This is a genomic window from Flavobacterium salilacus subsp. salilacus (genome assembly GCF_004634195.1).
Classification (GTDB): Bacteria; Bacteroidota; Bacteroidia; order Flavobacteriales; family Flavobacteriaceae; genus Flavobacterium; species Flavobacterium salilacus.
Genome location: NZ_SKBP01000011.1, coordinates 1 through 20,952, shown reverse-complemented (window position 1 = coordinate 20,952; position 20,952 = coordinate 1). Strand labels below are relative to the sequence as shown.

General features: G+C 37.7%; 14 protein-coding genes. 5 read left to right on the top strand and 9 right to left on the bottom strand.

What is annotated here, in order from left to right:
- Positions 1 to 47 precede the first annotated feature (47 nt).
- On the bottom strand, positions 48 to 203 hold the full coding sequence (locus E0W68_RS13870; protein WP_162076571.1) for a hypothetical protein: 156 nt from the start codon (positions 201 to 203) through the stop codon (positions 48 to 50).
- 160 nt (positions 204 to 363) lie between these two features.
- Positions 364 to 735: a fluoride efflux transporter CrcB gene (gene crcB, locus E0W68_RS12015; protein WP_135219684.1), complete on the bottom strand. Its 372-nt coding sequence runs from the start codon at positions 733 to 735 to the stop codon at positions 364 to 366.
- 247 nt (positions 736 to 982) lie between these two features.
- On the opposite strand from crcB, the gene fabG reads away from it, so the two are divergent.
- The 3 genes from fabG to E0W68_RS12000 are packed head-to-tail and all read left to right on the top strand — an operon-like array spanning position 983 to position 4,229.
- A complete protein-coding gene (gene fabG / locus E0W68_RS12010) occupies positions 983 to 1,729 on the top strand; it encodes a 3-oxoacyl-[acyl-carrier-protein] reductase (RefSeq protein WP_135219683.1) in 747 nt (248 codons plus the stop codon).
- A gap of 40 nt (positions 1,730 to 1,769) precedes the next feature.
- Entirely contained in the window at positions 1,770 to 3,797 is a 2,028-nt protein-coding gene (locus E0W68_RS12005; RefSeq protein ID WP_135219682.1) for a hypothetical protein, read from the top strand.
- 12 nt (positions 3,798 to 3,809) lie between these two features.
- Complete coding sequence (locus E0W68_RS12000) at positions 3,810 to 4,229, top strand: META domain-containing protein (protein WP_135219681.1); 420 nt, start codon at positions 3,810 to 3,812, stop codon at positions 4,227 to 4,229.
- Positions 4,230 to 4,277: 48 nt separating this feature from the next.
- On the opposite strand, the gene E0W68_RS11995 is transcribed toward E0W68_RS12000, so the two are convergent.
- Entirely contained in the window at positions 4,278 to 4,676 is a 399-nt protein-coding gene (locus tag E0W68_RS11995) for a glyoxalase (protein WP_135219680.1), read from the bottom strand.
- 83 nt (positions 4,677 to 4,759) lie between these two features.
- The gene (locus tag E0W68_RS11990) at positions 4,760 to 6,034 is read right to left on the bottom strand and encodes an OmpA family protein (protein WP_135219679.1); all 1,275 of its coding nucleotides are present in this window, start codon (positions 6,032 to 6,034) and stop codon (positions 4,760 to 4,762) included.
- Positions 6,035 to 6,154: 120 nt separating this feature from the next.
- Between E0W68_RS11990 and E0W68_RS11985 the strand changes: the two genes are divergently transcribed.
- The gene (locus tag E0W68_RS11985; protein WP_135219678.1) at positions 6,155 to 7,507 is read left to right on the top strand and encodes an NAD-dependent succinate-semialdehyde dehydrogenase; all 1,353 of its coding nucleotides are present in this window, start codon (positions 6,155 to 6,157) and stop codon (positions 7,505 to 7,507) included.
- Between the two features lie 67 nt (positions 7,508 to 7,574).
- Here the strand turns inward: E0W68_RS11985 and E0W68_RS11980 are convergent, their stop codons facing one another.
- From E0W68_RS11980 to E0W68_RS11960, 5 genes are all read right to left on the bottom strand, one after another.
- Positions 7,575 to 9,980: an alpha-ketoacid dehydrogenase subunit alpha/beta gene (locus tag E0W68_RS11980; RefSeq protein ID WP_135219677.1), complete on the bottom strand. Its 2,406-nt coding sequence runs from the start codon at positions 9,978 to 9,980 to the stop codon at positions 7,575 to 7,577.
- A gap of 196 nt (positions 9,981 to 10,176) precedes the next feature.
- On the bottom strand, positions 10,177 to 12,921 hold the full coding sequence (locus E0W68_RS11975; RefSeq protein WP_317128307.1) for a gluzincin family metallopeptidase: 2,745 nt from the start codon (positions 12,919 to 12,921) through the stop codon (positions 10,177 to 10,179).
- 229 nt (positions 12,922 to 13,150) lie between these two features.
- Positions 13,151 to 13,876: an LOG family protein gene (locus E0W68_RS11970; protein ID WP_135219675.1), complete on the bottom strand. Its 726-nt coding sequence runs from the start codon at positions 13,874 to 13,876 to the stop codon at positions 13,151 to 13,153.
- Between the two features lie 28 nt (positions 13,877 to 13,904).
- Complete coding sequence (uvrA, locus tag E0W68_RS11965; RefSeq protein ID WP_135219674.1) at positions 13,905 to 16,736, bottom strand: excinuclease ABC subunit UvrA; 2,832 nt, start codon at positions 16,734 to 16,736, stop codon at positions 13,905 to 13,907.
- A 502-nt stretch (positions 16,737 to 17,238) separates the two neighbouring features.
- Positions 17,239 to 17,796: an acetate uptake transporter gene (locus E0W68_RS11960; protein WP_135219673.1), complete on the bottom strand. Its 558-nt coding sequence runs from the start codon at positions 17,794 to 17,796 to the stop codon at positions 17,239 to 17,241.
- A 374-nt stretch (positions 17,797 to 18,170) separates the two neighbouring features.
- Between E0W68_RS11960 and E0W68_RS11955 the strand changes: the two genes are divergently transcribed.
- A partial coding sequence (locus E0W68_RS11955) for an immunoglobulin domain-containing protein (protein ID WP_135219672.1) occupies positions 18,171 to 20,952 on the top strand: 2,782 nt, incomplete at its 3' end.

The following is a 20,952-nucleotide window of genomic DNA, read 5'->3' as shown; positions in this document are numbered from 1 at the left end:
CAATTTCTTGCCGGCTTTTTTTATAATAAAGTGGTTATATCTTCTCATTATACAAATAACGGATAGTCTTCTTCGTCATAAATGCCTTGCTCTTGCGCCTCTTCTTCATGTTCATTCCATTCTGCTTCTGTAGCAAAACCATGAATTTTTACGAAGCCAAGTTTTACCAGTGTAGCTGTTAAAAATTCGGTTATCGTTTTCATCTTACTGCAATTTTAAAAGTTATTGTTGATTTGTTATTCTTACATAATTAAGAACACTACAAAGCTAACTACTAATGTACTATAGATGAAACTTATTAGTAAAACTTTAATATAAATTGGGCTTATTTAATAATAATCTTATAATTTATTAATAATTATGTTATTTGAAAATAAGCAACCCAAGCCAAACGGCAAATAGCCCTGCAATAATGCTTGCTGCAATGTAGGCAAAAGCGGTAAGTGTGTGCTGACCTTGCAGTAAGCCCACATTTTCTATTGCAAAAGTAGAGAAGGTGGTGTAGCCTCCGCAAAAACCTGTAATAAACAGATATTTTACAGTATCGCTGGCTATCTGCTCTTTCTCCATATAGCCAAAAATAAGCCCGATTAAAAAGCAGCCTATTATATTTACGGTAAAAGTAGCAAGAGGGAATATTGAACTGAAATATTTAGTAATTAATAGAGAAGAGAGGTATCTGAAAATACTTCCTATTGCGCCTCCCAATCCTACTAATACTATCGATTTAAGCATACATTCTATTTTAAATACTTTTCCATAGCAATTTTATGTATGGATATTGTTTCTTCACAAAAGTTTTTGATTGCACTACATTTTCAAAGCCATACTTTTCATATAGTTTCAACCAGTTTCATTAATATCCGCAAATTTAACAACTTTAAGGATGTAATACCCCAAAACTAAAAAAGATCGGGGAATAATACCGCAAACATTTTATTATATTTGTTGCTTTGTAAAGAAAAACTAACTAACAATACCTATGAAATTATTAGAAGGAAAAACGGCAATAATCACCGGCGCAAGCAGGGGGATAGGTCGTGGTATAGCACAAGTTTTTGCTAAACATGGTGCTAATGTGGCTTTTACATACAGTGCTTCTGCCGAAGCTGCAAAAGCATTGGAAGATGAATTGAATGCTATGGGCATAAAAGCTAAGGGCTACCAGAGTAACGCAGCAGACTTTAACGAGGCTCAAAAACTGGTTGATGATGTAGTAGCTGAGTTTGGTGCATTGGATATTTTAGTAAACAATGCAGGGATAACCAAAGATAACCTGTTGATGCGAATATCTGAAGAAGATTTTGACAAGGTTATAGAAGTAAACCTGAAATCGGTATTTAATATGACCAAAGCAGTACAACGTACTATGCTGAAACAACGTCATGGCTCTATAATCAATATGAGCTCTGTAGTAGGAGTAAAAGGTAATGCAGGACAAACCAATTATGCGGCTTCTAAAGCAGGGGTTATAGGTTTTACCAAATCGGTAGCATTAGAACTGGGTTCAAGAAATATTCGTTGCAATGCTATAGCTCCCGGTTTTATTGAAACCGAAATGACTGAAAAACTGGGTGCAGAGGTAGTAAAAGGCTGGACCGAAAATATTCCGTTAAAAAGGGGAGGAACTCCTGAAGACGTAGCCAATGCCTGTGTATTCCTTGCATCAGATATGTCGGCATACGTTACAGGGCAAACCCTGAATGTAGATGGCGGAATGCTTACGTAATTGAGAATTTATTTTTTAAAAATTTATACTGATACCTGAAATGACTACAACTACAGTTTTTTTACTTATAGTAGCTGCATTTGTAGCCTTTGCACTATCATTTTATCAATATTTATTTAAAGCCAAAAAGAAGGGCAGGCTGCAATTCTTTTTGGCTTTTTTGCGCTTTGTTACCTATTTTTCTATTTTTCTGTTGCTTATAAATCCTATTATAACCCGTAAGGACTATGAAACGGTAAAAACACCGTTGCCCATACTGGTAGATAATTCGTTATCGGTAAAAGAGTTAGGGCAGGACACTCTTGCTACGCAATTATATACGCAACTGCTGGATAATAAACAGTTAAAGGAAAAATATGACGTACAGCTTTTTAGTTTTGCAGATGGATTTGAGTCGGGTAAAACCCCTGATTTTACAGGAAAGCAAACGCATATAGACCAAGCCGTACAAAACCTGAAGCAATTATACAGAAACAGTAATTATCCTGTAGTACTGCTTACTGATGGTAACCAAACATTGGGTAATGATTATGTATATAGCTTTTCGCAAAATACAGCGGTTTATCCTTTAGTACTGGGTGATACTACATTATATACCGACCTGAAAATCAATCAGGTTAATGTAAATAAGTATGCGCTGCTTAAAAATAAATTTCCTGCAGAGGTTTTTGTACAATATAACGGTACTAAACCTATAGATGCTGTTTTTAGTATTACACAAGGTAATTCGGTTTTGCACAAGCAAAATATTTCTTTTACCAATCAAAACAAAGCACAGGCTGTAACGGTTTTACTTAATGCCGAAAGGGTAGGAGTACAAACCTATAAAGCCACTATCACATCTGCCGAGCAGGAAAAGAACCGATATAACAACACTAAAAACTTTGCGGTAGAGGTTATAGACCAACGGTCGGAAGTGGCTATTGTATCATCAATTACCCATCCTGATCTTGGGGCATTAAAGCGCGCTATAGAAACCAATAAGCAACGGAATGTAACTATTGTAAAACCAAATGAGGTTAAATCGTTACAGGATTATAATGTGTTGCTATTATACCAACCCGATGCAACATTCAAGTCGCTTTTAGAACAGAATAAAAGTGTAGGCGTAAATACGTTTATAATTACAGGGCTTACTACCGATTTTAACTTACTGAATCGCTATCAGGATGAACTGAACTTTAAAATGACATCGCAACGCGAAAATTATGCTGCGGGCTACAACCCACTGTTTAACTTATTTTCGTTAGACGATATCGGTTTTGAACAATTCCCTCCTCTGGAACATCCGTTTGGAACTGTTACTTCGAAATCGAATGCTGCTACCTTACTCAGGGCACGAATCAGAAACATCGAAACAGAAAATCCGTTAATGGTATTTTCTGAAAAAGGGGCATCGCGTACTGCTTTTTTACTGGGAGAGAATATCTGGAAATGGAGGGTAGAAAGTCATCTTACTACAAAATCATTTGACGAATTTGATGTTTTTATTGATAAAACAATTCAATTTTTAGCTTCCAATTCAAAAAGGAAATCACTGGTGGTTAACCACGAAAGTTTTTACAATTCGGGAGAAGTCATTACTGTAACGGCTCAGTTTTTTAATAAAAACTACGAATTTGACGAAAACGCAAGAATTAACATACAGCTAAAAAATAACACGACTAATCAGACTAAGAATTATGATTTCCTGAAAGGAAATAATGAGTATAAAGTTAATTTGGAAGGTTTAGAAGCCGGTAAATACAGTTTTACGGTAAAAGAAAGTAATACCAATACAACCTATAACAGTTCATTTGAAGTACTTGATTTTGAAATCGAAAAACAATTTGTAAATCCCGACCTTACCCGATTGAAACAAGTTGCAGCGGGTACTAACGGAATGGTATATTATCCTGACCAAGCGGATAAACTAATTAACTTTTTAGTGAATAATGAGAATTATAAACCATTGCAAAAAGCAATAACCCAAAAATCGCCGCTTATAGATTGGATTTGGTTATTAATTATTTTAGCAATTACACTTGCTGTGGAATGGTTTGTGCGTAAGTATAACGGATTATTATAAAAATTAAAAGATATGAAACGAGCAAGATATTTTGGGCTTATATTGGTTATCACTCTACTGGCTGCTTGCGGGGGTGCCAAAAGTATATCTAAATCAGCTTTAACGGAAACATCCTGGCAGTTAAAATCACTAAATGATGATGTTATGCTATCGGGATTTAACAGGGAAATACCGTATATAAACTTTACTGAAGACAATAGAATATCGGGCAATACAGGCTGTAATAATTTTAGCGGAGCGTATAGTAACTTAACTGATGAAGGGACTATTTCTTTCAGTAAAATGGTTGCGACTAAAATGTATTGCGACGGTGTTCCTGAAAGTGAATTTTTAAATGCTTTAAATCAGGTAAACGGTATAAAAAAGAATAAGGAACAATTAATTTTTTTGGATAATGATAAACCCGTAATGGTATTTGTTGCTAAAAAATAAAAAATAGACTAAAACAAAAAAGGGTAGCATATGCTACCCTTTTTTGTTTTATACAGTTTGTTCTAACAAAAGTACTTGATCTTTTAGTCGCTCAATAAGCAGGTTCATCATTCGTTTATTTAAGTTTGACGAGTTTTTAATATATTCGGCAAACTCATCGGCAGTAAACATTGCTATTACCATACCTTTTAGCGCATTCCTGAACTTGATGTCTTTTTGGATGGCATTTTCTATAAAAAGCAGCTTTTTCTCTACACTCAGTTTATAAAAATCGCTTTTATGCTTATTAATGTAGTTTAAAAAAGAAACAATGAATAAGCCATTTTGAAATTTTAATATCGGTCGGATAGTCCGGTTTTGAAAAATTTCTTCATCTGACGACTGTGTGTTTATCTCTCCCAGTATTTCTCCTCTCAATTCGAGAATACTCCTGTCTCGTAAATCCATTTGTTTATTTTTCTTTTAAAGATATAAAAAAACCTCTGCTTTTGGCAGAGGTTTTACTATTTTATTTCGAGTTTATCTATTCCTTATTTAAGGATGAAAGTTACTCTTCTTACAACTCTTCTTGCACTTGACGAACCCTGTCCTATAGTTGTATCTTCTCCGTTTGCAACAATATTTAATCTTGAGCCGTCTATACCGGCATCTATTAATATCTGTTTAACATTCTGAGCTCTTCTGTTAGATAAATCTTGGTTGTAGGCACTATCGCCCACCTCGTCTGCATAACCAATCACGTCAGCCGTTGCAGTCGGATTTTCAAGAAGATATTTCAGAAGGAAGTTAATACCATTAATAGATTCTTGATTAGGCATATCTCTGTTAAAGTCGAAATATACATTTATGTAACCACCGTTGATTAGGTCTTTAACACTTCCTCCACCCGTAGATCCGGTAAGAGTACCATTTTTAACCTCATTTCTTATCTCGGTATTTTTATTTTCTATGTATGATTCTAACTCATCAGGAACACCATTGTTATTTCTGTCAATCGTTCTTCCTTTGCTGTCTACTGCTACACCTGTAATAGTATTTGGTTCAGAATCAAGATAATCAGGAATACCATCTTTATCAGAATCGTTCATCATGGTTTCCATTTCACCAAGTCTGTCTTCTAGATCTTCAAGTTCATCAGATTTTTCATCAATATACCAGTCAGCATGTTGTTCATGCTTACCTAAGTATATAGATAAACCAAGGGTACCATTATATAAAGTACTGTCAAAACCTTGACGACCTTGTCTGTCATAATCCGCACCATCCCATGTTTTGTGTTGCGAGAAATTATTATACATTGTAAAATCAGCGTTCAGCGCAATTCGGTTAGATATTCTGTATTGCATACCCATACCGATAATAAAATTCCCTAAACGGTCAGAGCCATCATACAAATCATTACTCATTTGAGAAACACCTACCCCTAAATGCCCCAATACGTTTATTCTGTCAGTCCATGTCTCAAATTCCATTATACGACCAAAATTCACGTATCCTTGTAAATTTACACCAATTACTTGGGTTTCAAACTCTTTGCTTGGATTTTCGCCATCATCATTTAGCACATCATAGCCTCCTTGAATTTTCAAACCAAATTTGGTGTTAAACATATATCTGAACCCCAAATCAGCATGGAATAAATTATTCGCATTCATGTGATATCCATCTGTAAAAGGATTAGCAGCTTTGTTTACACCACCATTAATATCAATAGACCATTTATTGAAGTCGTTAGAACCGGTCTGCGCGCTCATATCAACAGATGCCAGGCAAATTAATAATAAGGGTAGTACAATTTTCTTCATAATGATTGTTTAATTGTTATTGGTATTGTCGAATTTTGGCGTAAAAGTAATAATTTTATCTTAAGTAATATCTGTTATATTTATAACTTAGCATATAATTTAATCAAACAAATGTATAAAATGTTTTCAAATACAAATCCTTTTAATCTAACTTTTTTATCTGAATATCAATATATTACTGATATTCAGGCTGTTTCTTACTGCGAAGCAAGTAAGAGCACTTTTAATGTTTGGAAAACTTACAGCTTACATGACAGGCTAAAACTTATTGAAAATTTAATATATACATTATCAAAAAATAAAGATGCACTGGCAAAACAATGTACTTTAGAGATGGGAAAGCCAATAAAACAGTCTGTTGCCGAAGTTGAGAAGTGTATTTTGCTATGTAAGTATTATTTAGAAAATGCATTAAATTTTTTGTCGCCACATACTATTAAAACCGATGGAACAGAAAGTTTTGTAACATTTGAGCCTCTTGGTGTTATTCTTGGTGTTATGCCATGGAATTTTCCTTACTGGCAAGTATTTCGGTTTGCCATTCCGTCAATAATAGCAGGTAATACCGTAGTGCTAAAGCATGCCTCAAACGTTGCAGGATGCGGTATATTATTAGAAAAATTGTTTATAGATGCAGGTTTTCCGGAGGGAACGTATAAGAACCTTCTTATATCAGGAGAGCAAGTGGCAAATATAATAGACTTACCCTTTATAAAGGCTGTATCGTTAACGGGGAGTGAAAAAGCAGGCGCATCTGTAGCCTCAAAAGCAGCCGGGCTTATAAAAAAATCAGTATTAGAATTGGGGGGCAGTAATGCCTTTATAGTACTGAAAGATGCCGATATTGAAAAAGCGGTTGCCACTGCCGTTACCGCACGAATGCAAAATACAGGACAGAGCTGTATTGCAGCCAAACGATTTTTAGTACATCAATCTATATATGACGTATTTATTGATAAATTTAAAACAGCAGTACAGGCATTAAAAACAGGTAACCCAATGGAGGAAGATGCTGATATTGGACCATTGGCAAGAGTGGATCTTGCCGAAGAGATTGAGAAACAAGTTGTAAAATCGGTAGAGATGGGGGCGAAAATAGTTATAGGCGGTAAAAGAGATAATGCTTTTTATACGCCAACTATAATGACTGATATTACTACGGATATGCCTGTATTTAATGAAGAAGTATTCGGACCTGTAGCACCTGTGATACCATTCGATACTTTTGAAGAAGCTGTCGAGCTAAGTAACGGTACTGAGTTTGGGCTGGGGGTTACCATTTTTACAGAGGATAGAGAAGCAATTAAAAAGAAAATACATCTTTTTGAAGAAGGCGCCGTATTTATAAACGCACTGGTAAAATCAGACCCTGCATTGCCATTTGGCGGAGTTAAAAAATCGGGTTACGGGCGCGAGCTTGCCGAAAACGGAATTAAAGAGTTTGTAAATGTAAAAACAGTATATATAAAGTAATATGATTACTTAGTAATAAAAAATCCCTGCTATCAGCAGGGATTTTTTGTTATATATGTTTTTGATTTTAATATAATGCTGGGTATTTACTAGGTTTAACCTCATGCATTATAGCATACACTTTTTCGTAAATATCCTCTGCAGATGGTTTCGAGAAATAATCCCCGTCAGTGCCATAAGCAGGGCGGTGCGCTTTTGCTGTAAGCGTTTCAGGTTTGCTGTCCAGGTATCTGTATGCATTTTGTACATCAAGTACTTGCTGCATGATAAATGCCGAAGCACCACCCGGTACATCTTCATCAATTACCAGTAATCTGTTGGTTTTTGCTATGCTTTTTACAATATCATTATTGATATCAAAAGGCAGTAATGACTGTATATCTATAATTTCAGCATCAATACCAATTTCCATAAGTTCTTTTGCAGCCTGCTCCACAAGGCGCAGGGTAGAACCGTAGGATACCAGTGTGATATCAGTACCTTCTTTAATCGTTTCAACAACACCGATAGGTGTTTTAAACTCGCCCATGTTTACAGGCATTTTTTCTTTAAGTCGATACCCGTTAAGGCATTCCACTACAAGAGCAGGCTCATCAGTATCCAAAAGTGTGTTATAAAAACCGGCAGCTTTAGTCATGTTACGAGGTACCAATACATGCACGCCTCTTAGTGCATTAATAATCATGCCCATTGGCGAGCCGGAGTGCCATATACCTTCCAGCCTGTGACCGCGTGTACGTATAATTAAAGGAGCTTTTTGCCTGCCTGCTGTACGGTATTGTAACGTAGCAAGGTCATCGCTCATAATTTGTATAGCATATAATAAATAATCAAGATACTGTATTTCGGCAATAGGGCGTAAGCCTCGCATAGCCATACCAATTCCCTGACCTAATATGGTAGCTTCGCGTATGCCCGCATCGCAAACCCTAAAGTCCCCATACTTTTCCTGCATACCCTCAAGTCCTTGGTTTACATCGCCTATGTTACCACAATCCTCACCAAATACTAATGCTTCAGGGTGTTTGGTAAAAATAGCGTCGAAATTATCACGCATAATAACGCGTCCGTCAACTTCTTCCGCCCCTTCTTTATATTCAGGGTGTACTTCGCTTACGCTGAATACATTTTTGTCGGACTGCGAGAATAAATGTGAACTGAATTTTGGTTGTATTTTTTCGGTATAATCTTTTATCCATTGTGCTATTGTAGCCCTTCCGCTTTCTTTTGCTATAAGCCTAAGTACTTTTCGTGCGGTTACCAGCAGTTCTTTTCGTATAGGCTCTTTAATAGCGGCAAGTTCATTAGCATATTTTTCTATAAAAACTTTGTTTTCACTATTTTGAGCAATAGAATTCAGTACGGCAACAAGTTCTTTTTGTTCTTCCTTAGCAGGGGTAGTAAAGGCATACCATGCAGCTTTTTTACCTTCCAGTACGTCTTTCTTAGCTTCTTTATCTATTGCTTCAAGTTCTTCATTCTCAGCAATGTTGTTTTCCAACATCCATTTTTTCATTTGGGCTATACAGTCATATTCGCTTTCCCACGAGAGGCGGTCGGCATCTTTATAACGCTCGTGTGAGCCTGATGTAGAGTGTCCCTGTGGCTGTGTTAGCTCATAAACATGTATAAGTACCGGTACGTGTTCTTCGCGGGCAATGGTAGCTGCTTTTTCGTAAGCCGAAACCAATTCGGCATAATCCCAACCTTTTACTTTTATTATTTCGTAGCCCTTTGTGTCTTCGTCACGCTGAAAACCTTTTAATATTTCAGAGATATTTTCTTTTGTAGTTTGATGGCGTGCATGTACAGAGATGCCGTATTCGTCATCCCAAACACTTATTACCATAGGTACCTGCAGTACGCCGGCGGCATTTATAGTTTCGAAAAATAATCCTTCGGATGTACTGGCATTACCAATAGTACCCCAAGCAATTTCGTTACCGTTTATAGAAAAATTGGTTTTATTTTCTATCCCCGATACATTTCGGTATATTTTTGATGCCTGTGCCAGTCCTAATAGTCGCGGCATTTGCCCGGCGGTAGGCGATATATCCGCACTTGAATTTTTTTGAGCAGTCAGGTTTTTCCAGTTTCCGTTTTCGTCAAGACTGTGCGTGGCAAAATGCCCGCCCATTTGCCTTCCTGCCGACATTGGGTCGTGTGCCAAATCACTATGTCCGTACAGTCCTGCAAAAAATTGCTGTACTGTAAGTTGCCCTATAGCCATCATAAAGGTTTGATCGCGATAGTAGCCCGACCTGAAATCACCGTTTTTAAAAGCTTTAGCCATAGCAAGTTGCGGAACTTCTTTGCCATCGCCAAAAATACCAAATTTTGCTTTTCCCGTCAGTACTTCTTTACGTCCTAATAGGCTGCATTCTCTACTGATTACGGCAATTTTATAATCATTAAGCACTTGGGCTTTAAAATCTTTAAACGAAAGTGATTTTTTTGTTTCTGTCTCTGTCATAAAATACGGGTTGTATAGCTACAAATTTAAATAAAAGAATTAAATATTAGTAACCCAGTGTTAAAAAATGATTTCATTTTTATTAATAAACTAACTTCATTACTCTATTTTGATGTGTAAAATGTAACAAAGTAGGTTTAAAAATACAGATTGTATATTTTTTAGTTCATATAAAACATTCTGTACAATAATTACACTAAAACCATTTTCGGGTGAAAAGGTTTATGAGTGTACCGGGACTTATGGTTACCACAAAGCGTATTTTCTCGCTATAATTTCCGTTTTCAAACTCAAGTCCGTTGCTCGAATATACAGGAAAATAAAGCTCAAAATAGTCAGGAAGTAAGTTAAGCCTTATACCGCTGTCATAAACAAATTGGGTATTACTGTACTGGTTTTTAAATAATCCGGCATCGCCATATACCTCTATCCAGTTCCATATATTAAAACCGCCGTTTATGGTAGTCATCCACTGGTTGGCATAGCGTGTATCAAACATTGATTTGAATCCTCCTTCTGCCATTATATATTGTTGACTGAATAGACCGCTGCTTTCTGAACGTCCGTAAAAATTATAATCGAACAGATAATCAGTAGGGCGGTCGAGTCCGAAACTGAAAAACTCAGATTTTGTGCCTCTGTACATAAAAGCTCCTGCAAATAAACGAATATTTATTTGTCTGTTGTTATTAAATAGCCTTCTAAACTCTATTTCGCCTGATATTTTGCCAAAAGAATTGGCTATCTGTACATCTGTATTAAAGCTGTAATGTTTTGTAATTTCCGATTCATATTTGGTGTAGCGCGCATTAAAAACAGAATAATTTTCGTTTTGCTCATCAGTTACAACATATAAAGAACGTTCTCTTTGTACCATTACCTGACGGAGGGTAATAAATTGCTTTTTGTTTTTTCTTAAATCATCATCCCGCAGCCTAAACTGTACGGCAGGAACAAACTTTAAATATTGGGCATCGGGTGTATAGTGATAGGTAGAACCGCTAAGAAAGTATCTTACATTATAAAGTTCTTCATCTCGGACATAATTATTAAACATGAGTGAAAAAGAGCCTATAAGTGTACCCGTTTTTGTAGAATAGGTAGGCTCTATATCAAAAATAATGGGTTTTTCGAGCAATGATTTATTATGAAACCGTAAGCCGGGCGAAAAACCGTCATATAAATTGAAGGTAAAACTGGGTACATAAAATATCTGATTGTACCTCGGGTCTTCTATATCCTGAAAAAAGGTAAACTTAAAAGGTTTTTGGTGGGGCAACCAACTGTTAAGCTTTTTCCAGTTGTTTCGCAGGTTATATTCGGGGGCTTCATTATTATAGTTAAGAGCCAGCCTGTCTGCGTTGCCCGATGCAATGGTGAGCGTAGTATCAACTTTTACATTTTCAAGCCATTTTTTAAAAACTACAGTGTCATTATGCAATCCGTATAAGGCTATGGGCACGTTAGTACCTGTACGATTTTTTATTTTTACCTGTACAGAGTCGTTTTTTTGCTTGGTGCATCCAAATTTATAATCAATAAGATTATGAGTATCAATAACAGTATCAAAAAACCAGTCGATGTCTTTATCGGTCTTGGCTTTTAATAATGCTTCAAAATCACTTCTGTCCGTTTGCTGTTTTGCATTCAGTTGATAAAATTCTGTAATAGCCTGCTCTACAGAGTTATTATTAAGATAATCATCAAGATAAGCCATACTGAGCCCGGCGCGGTATCTGCCTGCTATTTGCTCATTAAATTTTATCATTTCATTTTTCGGATCCCCAATAGGCTGATCTGAATTTCTGCGTGCCATCAGCAAGTACAGGTAGTTGTATTTATCGTTAAAGTCGAGCTGAAAAAGATGATGCCCTTTCAATATACCCCAATCAGCCAGGTTTCCCATCATTTTCTTATCAGGATGAAATTCCTGTACATATTGCATCATTACATACATTTGTATGGCATCATATATCCAGGCATCTTTTCGGGGGTCGAGTTTTAAAGTATTCTTTAAATTGGCATAGAGGTAGGTTTTTAAAAAACGCATTTCGAACTGAAACGAGTCGGGAAACGGTCTTAAAAAAGAGGGCAGTTGGTTTAGCCCATATACAGGGTTACGGTCATAATCTACCTGCGTAACCATGATTTTGCCATTGGGGTACCGTCCCAGTTTATCTGCTGCAAAACGAGTAATATTATCTATCAGCAGGGTTTTTTGAATATCGGTAACCCTGTTGTCGTTAAGATTAGTGCTTATTTCGGCAACTGAATTACGATATACTTCATAACTTTTTTCTTTTTCAAGTGACAAGTTAAAATTATTAAACTGTTTCCCGATAAGAAAATACTCTATTGTAGCGCCTTTGTCTGTTTTATTACCTATATAAAGATCGGATGTTACAACCATATCACGCGGCACACTAAGGGTTAACTCATAGTCGCTTATGGCATTGGCTATATCATCAAGATTTTCGTTACTATACAGGGCAAAATTTCCGTTATCTAATCGGGCAGGGGATAAGTACCAATCTTTCAGGGTAAAACTGCCGTTATCATCATAACCAAATTTTGTAAACTTGGCGTGGGGTATTTTTACGGTATATCGTATAAAAAAACTGAATTTACGATTGGGATAAATAGGATTTTTTAGCTGAACCGTTATAATATCAGGATGCTTTTCGGGTCTTTGCCAGTGTAGCGAACGTCCGTTTTGGTCTATTATCGAAAAAACATCTGTGCTGCCGCGTTCATGATCTTTAGCGAGATGAAAAGCGCGAACAAACTCATCCGAAAAACGTTTGGCAAGAGGGCTGTTTTTATCCGAATAGGCATTATTCCAGTCATTAAGCACAAAACTGTTCAGTGTATCTTGTGACTGGTTATGAAAAGTAATTTCCTGCCTTACCTTAAGCACTTTGACATCATAGTCAACATCCACGAACAACTTATTAAGATGCTGCGCTTGCAGGTTAACTGAATATATCAGAAAAACAAAAAAGAGCCAATTACGTAAATTCAATGCTTTAAATAATAAAAATCCGATTATAGGTAGTTTACCAACATAAAACAACTTCTATACCAAATTATGTATGCAACATAGGCATTTTTTGCCATTTTTGCAGCATTAAAATAATAAGGAGTAGAATTCTTTTTTGAATAAACCTGATTTAGAAATTGGGGCTAAGATTGTATTTTTTATAAAAATTCTCTATAACCTCTAATACCTCGTCTTCTGTATCTACGATTTTTATCAGTTTAAGGTCGTCAATGTTAGCATTAAAGTACTTTGTAATCATCACACTTTCTATCCAGTCCATTAACCCTGACCAAAATTCGCTTCCTACCAGTATGATAGGGAATTTGGCTATTTTTTTAGTTTGTATAAGTGTTATTGCTTCAAACATTTCGTCGAGCGTACCAAAACCTCCAGGCATAACCACAAACCCTTGTGAATATTTTACAAACATTACCTTACGCACAAAAAAGTAATCAAAATTCAGGTTTTTATCGCGGTCTATATAAGGGTTAAAGTGCTGTTCGAAAGGTAAATCAATATTTAATCCTATTGACGGACCTCCGCCCGCATGAGCGCCTTTATTACCCGCTTCCATAATACCGGGACCACCCCCTGTAATAACACCATAACCTGCCTTTGAAATTTTCTCGGCTATTTTTTCTGCGAGTAAGTAATATTTATCGTCAATTTTAGTACGTGCCGAACCGAATATCGAAACGCTCGGACCTATACGTGCCATGCTTTCGTAACCATTTACAAATTCCGACATTATTTTGAATATAGCCCAAGAGTCATTACTCCTTATCTCATTCCAGCTTTTTTGTTGTAGTTTTTCCCGAATACGCTGATCGTCATTTTCATAGTGGTCTTCTAACATACTATATCTTTATAATTAAACAAACACGCTAAATTAACTCTTTTTTAAGAAAATGTGCCGTGTAACTCTTTTTGTTTTTCACAACTTCTTCGGGAGTACCTTTGGCAACAAGCTGTCCACCGCCTTTACCGCCCTCATACCCGATATCAATAATATAATCGGCAAGTTTAATAACATCCATATTATGCTCTATAATAAGCACCGTGTTACCTTTATTTACCAATTTGTTAATAACTTCCATCAGCACGCGGATGTCTTCAAAGTGCAAACCTGTGGTAGGCTCATCTAAAATATAAAAAGTATTGCCTGTATCTTTTTTAGAAAGTTCAGAAGCCAGTTTTATACGCTGTGCCTCGCCACCCGATAGGGTAGTACTTTGTTGCCCAAGCGTAATATAGCCCAAACCAACATCCTGTATGGTTTTTATTTTGCGATATATTTTCGGGATATTTTCAAAGAAAGGAACAGCTTCATCTACCGTCATTTCCAATATATCAGAAATAGATTTTCCTTTATATCTGATTTCCAGTGTTTCACGATTAAAGCGTTTTCCCTGGCAGGTTTCGCATTCCACATATACATCCGGCAAGAAACTCATTTCTATAACCCGCAAGCCCGAACCTTCGCAGGTTTCGCAGCGTCCGCCTTTTACATTAAAACTGAATCTGCCCGGTTTATACCCGCGTATCATGGCTTCGGGGGTTTGTGTAAACAGGCTTCGTATTTCGCTGAATACATCCGTATAAGTTGCAGGGTTAGAGCGTGGTGTACGCCCGATAGGCGACTGGTCAATATCAATAACTTTATCAATATGCTCCAGTCCTTCAATTTTTTTGTATGGAGCAGGTTTTTTAACGGCATTAAAAAAGTGGGTGTTCAGTATAGGGTACAACGTTTCATTGATCAGCGTACTCTTACCGCTGCCCGATACTCCTGTAACGCAGATCAATTTTCCTAACGGAAATTCTACACTCACATTCTTCAGGTTATTACCTTTTGCTCCACTCAGTTTTATAGATTTTCCGTTGCCTTCGCGTCTTTTTTTGGGTACTGCTATCGTCCTTTCGCCATTTAGGTAAGATGCCGTAAGCGTATGCTCCTTAAGCAGTTCGGCAGGAGTACCTTTGCTTACTATTTGCCCGCCAAAACGTCCGGCGGCAGGACCAATATCAATAACATAGTCGGCGCGTTCTATCATATCCTTATCGTGTTCTACCACGATAACCGAGTTGCCAATGTCGCGCAATTGCTCCAGCGAGCGTATCAGTTTTTCGTTATCGCGCTGATGCAGCCCTATACTCGGTTCGTCAAGAATATACAGTACGCCCACAAGTTGCGAGCCTATTTGCGTGGCAAGCCTGATGCGCTGTGCCTCGCCACCCGAAAGTGATTTTGAGCTTCTGTCTAACGCTAAATAATTAAGCCCTACATCCACCAGAAAGCTAAGGCGGGTTTTTATTTCCTTTACAATTTCGTGGGCAATAGCTTTTTGTTTTTCCGATAGCTCTTTTTCAAGGTTTTCAAACCAATCAGCAAGGTCGGATATATCCATATGTGCCAGTTCGGCAATGTTAAGACCGTTTACTTTAAAGTATAACGATTCTTTTTTGAGTCTCGAACCTTCGCATACGGGGCATTGTATCTCGTCCATAAATTCCTTAGCCCAACGCTTTATTGATGCCGAACCGCTCTCGTCATACTGGTTTTTTATAAAACTGGATATGCCTTCAAAGTCTATTTTATATTCGCGGTTTACCCCCAATGTTTTAGACGATACGGTAAATTTTTCCTTACCACCGTTCAGTATCATATCCATTGCTTCGGCAGGAATTTTCTCTATCGGGTCGGTGAGCTTAAAGTCAAACTTTTCGCCAATAACCTCAATCTGCTTAAATATCCACGAGTTTTTATATTCGCCCAGTGGTGCAAAACCTCCTTTTTTGATGGTAACTTTTGGGTTGGGTATTATTTTATGGATGTTGATTTCGTTTACCATGCCCAGTCCGTTACAGTTATTGCAAGCTCCTTTTGGGGAGTTAAACGAAAAGTTATTCGGTTCGGGGTTCGGGTAGGAGATGCCCGACGTGGGGCACATCAGGTTACGGCTGTAGTAGCGCGCCTCACCGCTTTCCTGCTCTATAACCATCATAACATCATCGCCATGATACATGGCAGTTTTAATGCTGTCGGCAAGGCGTTTGTCGGTATCTTCGGTAGTATCAACCGCAAGTCGGTCGATAACAGTTTCGATATCGTGTGTTTTGTAGCGGTCGAGCTTCATACCGCTTTCTATATCGCGTATTTCGCCATCTACCCGCACTTTCAGGAAGCCTTGTTTGGATATTTGTTCAAATAGCTCGCGATAATGTCCTTTACGGGAACGGATGATGGGGGCGAGTATGGTAATACGCTTACCATCGAATTTTTCGATAATCAGTTCCCGAATTTGGTCGTCGCTGTAGCTTACCATTTTTTCGCCCGTTTCATAACTGTAGGCATCGGCAGCACGGGCGTAAAGCAGTCGTAAAAAGTCGTATATCTCGGTAATAGTCCCTACGGTAGAACGCGGACTTTTACTGGTTGTTTTTTGCTCTATGGCAATAACGGGCGATAGTCCGTCTATTTTATCGACATCGGGGCGTTCCAGCCCACCGAGAAACTGACGCGCATAAGCCGAAAATGTTTCTATATAACGGCGTTGCCCTTCGGCATAAATGGTATCGAAAGCGAGTGATGATTTCCCCGAACCCGAAAGCCCTGTGATAACCACAAGTTTTTCGCGCGGAATTATAACATCTATATTTTTAAGGTTATGGGCGCGGGCACCCAATACCTCTATAACATCTGTAGTATCTAGCATAGTAACTTTTGTGCAAAGCGCAAAGGTACTGATTTTTGAGGTATTTTTGTAGGTAGAGGAGAGGTAAGAAATTGTTAAAGAGTGTAATTTATGAAAATTAGAAAGTATTGAAAAATTTACTTATGTATTTTACAATTCCTGTTTTTATGAGGCGTGAAGCGGGGGACTCGAACCCCTATAACCCTCTATCCTAAAAAAGCTAAGCGTTCAACTATTATTATCTACTCTAAAGCAAAGGCTCCATTCTTCACACGAGGGTTGCTTCACGAATAAAAATTTTCAATCTTTCCATAATTTCCGATTTTAAACATTCAACAATTACTAAACAAATAGCAAAAAATATAATCTTTGTTAGGTCAGATAGATAATAGGTTAATGATTCAACTTTATTGCATAGGCTCTTCAATATTATGGGTAAAAATAATATTATTGATTCAAATTTACAAAGATTATTTCGTAGTTTCTCCTCATAATGACAGAGATTATATTTTTAAATTAATTATCAATAAGGCAACACCCTTTTTCCTTTAGCTTCTTCCAGTAATTCTGCCATAGCAAGGTAAAAGGCACTACTACCGCATATAACGCCTACTACGCCTGCAAAATGGTGTATCATAGTGTTGCCTGTCCACAGGGCAACAGCCAGCATAAAAAACAGTATAGTTAGTGACAGGAATACAAATTGCTGTACTTTGCTGTTGCCCCAAGTGCCCACCCACATAAAGCCTGTAAAAAGTCCCCACAGTGCCAAATACCATCCTAAGAATGCCGGTGGCGTTGCAGCAGCTTCTTTTACGCCTGTAGCGGGTAATAGCCACACGCATACTAACGATAGCCAAAAGAATCCGTAAGACGTAAATGCCGTTGCGGCAAAAGCATTTCCTTTTTTAAAGCACATAATACCGGCTACTATTTGTGCGAGCCCGCCATAGCATATACCCATAGCCAGTATAACGGAACTAACAGGGAAGAACCCCATATTGTGTATGTTGAGTAAAATGGTAGTCATGGCAAAGCCCATAAGTCCTAAAGGTGCCGGATTGGCTATTTTTGTATCCATTTTTTATGAAATTTATATTTTAACCTATCAAAAATAGTTTTTTGTTTGCCTCAATGTTAATATTATATTGTCTTTTTGTAAGGGTATTTGACTTTACCTTCAAAATGGAAAAGCAATAAAAATTTGTGTATCAAAGAGGAAAGTTGTTTCCGATAAAGCTCCCTGCCCATACGGGGCTGCAATACATTTAATCAGTTAAACCGTAAACCGCCACACCATATAATAATGCACTTACCACATTATTTAATTGTTAAGTGCTTTAATATGGCTTAACCTTATGGTAATTATAATTTTAAGTACAAGGAACTTCATTGCATTTCGATTGTTCTATTTTTGGCTGTTTTGTTTTTTAAAATTTTATTAAAATTGTAATTATGAAGAAATTTTTATTGAAAAGTTTGTATCATGCAATGTGGGTTGCCATCATGGCAACAACCAGTATTTCATGGGGGCAAACACCGGTATCATTACCAACCGAATCGCCTTACAGCGAAGATTTTAATACTACTCCCGGACCTTCGGGAACAACCTATCCCGAAGGATGGATTGCTTATAAGGGAACTGCGACTGATGATGAAATGCTGTCGGGAAGTACAGCATCAACAACAAATGGTGGAAACCATAACTATGGCTCAAAAATAGGGTTACTTGCATCAGGAAGCTATTCAGCTCCGCTATATCTGGTTCTTGCGATTGACAATACAGCAGGGAAAACAGCCTTGAATATTTCCTATGATGTTATAAAAATCAGGGAGCAGACCAGGAATAATTCCTTTAATTTGGAAATAAGCACAACTTCAGCTACATCCGGCTTTACGGCTGTTGCCGGAGGTGATTATGATTCCGGTAGCATAGCTCAAAATACAGTTACGCCTTATACAAACCTTGATATTTCTGCATTAGATGATACGTCAGGTACAGTTTGGATAAGATGGGCTTATAATGAAATAGGAGGATCCGGCTCAAGAGACGGTATTGCGCTTGATAATGTGGTAGTTTCATGGACAGAAACTGTAATAATTCCGGATGCTCCTGTTGCCACAGCAGCTACAGCGGTTACACCGGTAAGTTTTACGGCAAACTGGGATCCGGTTGCCGTAGCTACAGGTTACAGACTGGATGTTAGTACATCGCCTACTTTTGGTACTTTTCAGGAGGGCGGTACTTTAGTCGAAACTTTTGAAAGTATACCTACTATAAGCGGAGATTTTAACGGCAATTTTACAGGAAACTCAGGTATAGAGTGGTATGTAAACCTCGGACGTACTAATTATACGGGTACAACAGGAAAGAAAATAGCAATAAGACCAAATACGCTAAATAACGGTTCTATAGAATCGGGGGTTATAGAAGGCGGTATTGCCTCACTGACCTTTGACTATAATAAAGTATCTCTTGGTACTGACTCAGGAGAGTTTACAGTATCTATACTAACAGGTGAAGATTTTTCAACTGTAACTGATTTGGGTACTTTTACTTTTACTCCTACTCAGGCAAATTTCCTTAATAACAGTATTAACATAACTGAGGATTGTAAAATAAGGATTGATAACATATCAACCTATACATATGCTTATCTGGCTCTTGATAATGTTACTATTACCACCAATACAATTAATGAGCCTTCTTTTGTAGCAGGTTATGAAAACTTATTTGTTTCAGGTACGAGCCAGGAAGTTACAGGTCTGTCTGTAAATACTACCTATTACTACAGAGTAAGGGCAGAGTATAATGAAGAGACGTCTGTAAACTCCAATGTAATTGAAGTAACTACGGATTGTAATGAAATAGCTGTACCCGTTATAGCAAACCCACAATTTTGCGTTTCGGCTACGGTAGCCGATTTGAATGCCCTTGACACAGATATAAATTTAGTATGGTATAACGAGGCAACAGGCGGAACCGCTTTGGAAGCCGATGCTACTGTTACATCAGGAACTTATTATGTATCAAGTATGGAGAACGGATGTGAGAGTGAAAGGGTAATGGTTGAAGTTACGGTTTCTGAACTTCCCGGTTTACCACAAATTAGTCCTATATGGCAGTTTTGCGGTTCGGCAATCATAGCCGATATAGATATTGAAAGCGAAAACATTATTTGGTACAATCAGGAAACCGGTGGAGAAGCTCTTATACCGGATACAGCCTTAAACTTTGGGATGAATATTTTATATGCAGCTTTGGCAGACGGTATTTGTGAAGGAGAAAGGCTTAAGGTAAGAGCCGTAGTTAATGCTTTGCCTACTGTACCTGAATTAGATACACAGGAGTTTTGCGGCAGTGCCGTTGCTTCTGAACTTATTAGTGAATTAGACAGTAATACATCATTGAACTGGTATACATCTGCCGAAGGTACAGCTCTTGATGCTGCTACAGTATTAACGACCGGTACATATTACGCATCAAAAACTGTACAATATGCTCCCGGAGGACTTCTTGCAGGATCATTACTTGGGTTTAACTTTGATTTACCTGCAAGTGAATTAGATGGTGCCATATCTTCTGATGATACTGAATTTGCTTTCCCCGTTACATTAACTCCCGGCCCTGATGCGGTACTATCGCCAAGTACTAATTTTTATGGGTTTCAGATAGGTTCAAACGGTATTTCTCTTTCAAATGAAGAATACGTTGAATTTACTGTTTCACCAGATCAGTATTATGCTTATTCAGTTCATGAACTTACTGTTAAAACTCCTGCTGCCAGCACTTTTATATCTCAAGGTGTAAGCCATCAGTTTGCTTACAGTATCAATGGTAGCGATTTTGTACTTGCAGGTTCGCCGATAACTACTACTGTGGGTAACCAGACGGTTGAATTTAATTTTATCGATATCACAGAACTACAACATATACAGCCCGGTACTACGGTTACCTTCCGTTACTATGCCAGCGGAGCAACTGACGGTGCTATTACTGAGGGAACTTGGGGCTTTTTGGGTCAGTCTGGGTTATTAATGACCGGTACACTCGAACAGCCTATATATTCATGCGAAGGTCCACTTACACCGGTAGATGTTATTATTAATGAAATCCCTGCCACCCCTGTAGCAGCAGCACAAAATTTCTGTGTAGAAGGTACCGTAGCCGAACTGGAAGCCGATATCGAAAATGCTTTATGGTATGCCGATGAAACAGGCGGTGCACCATTGGCAG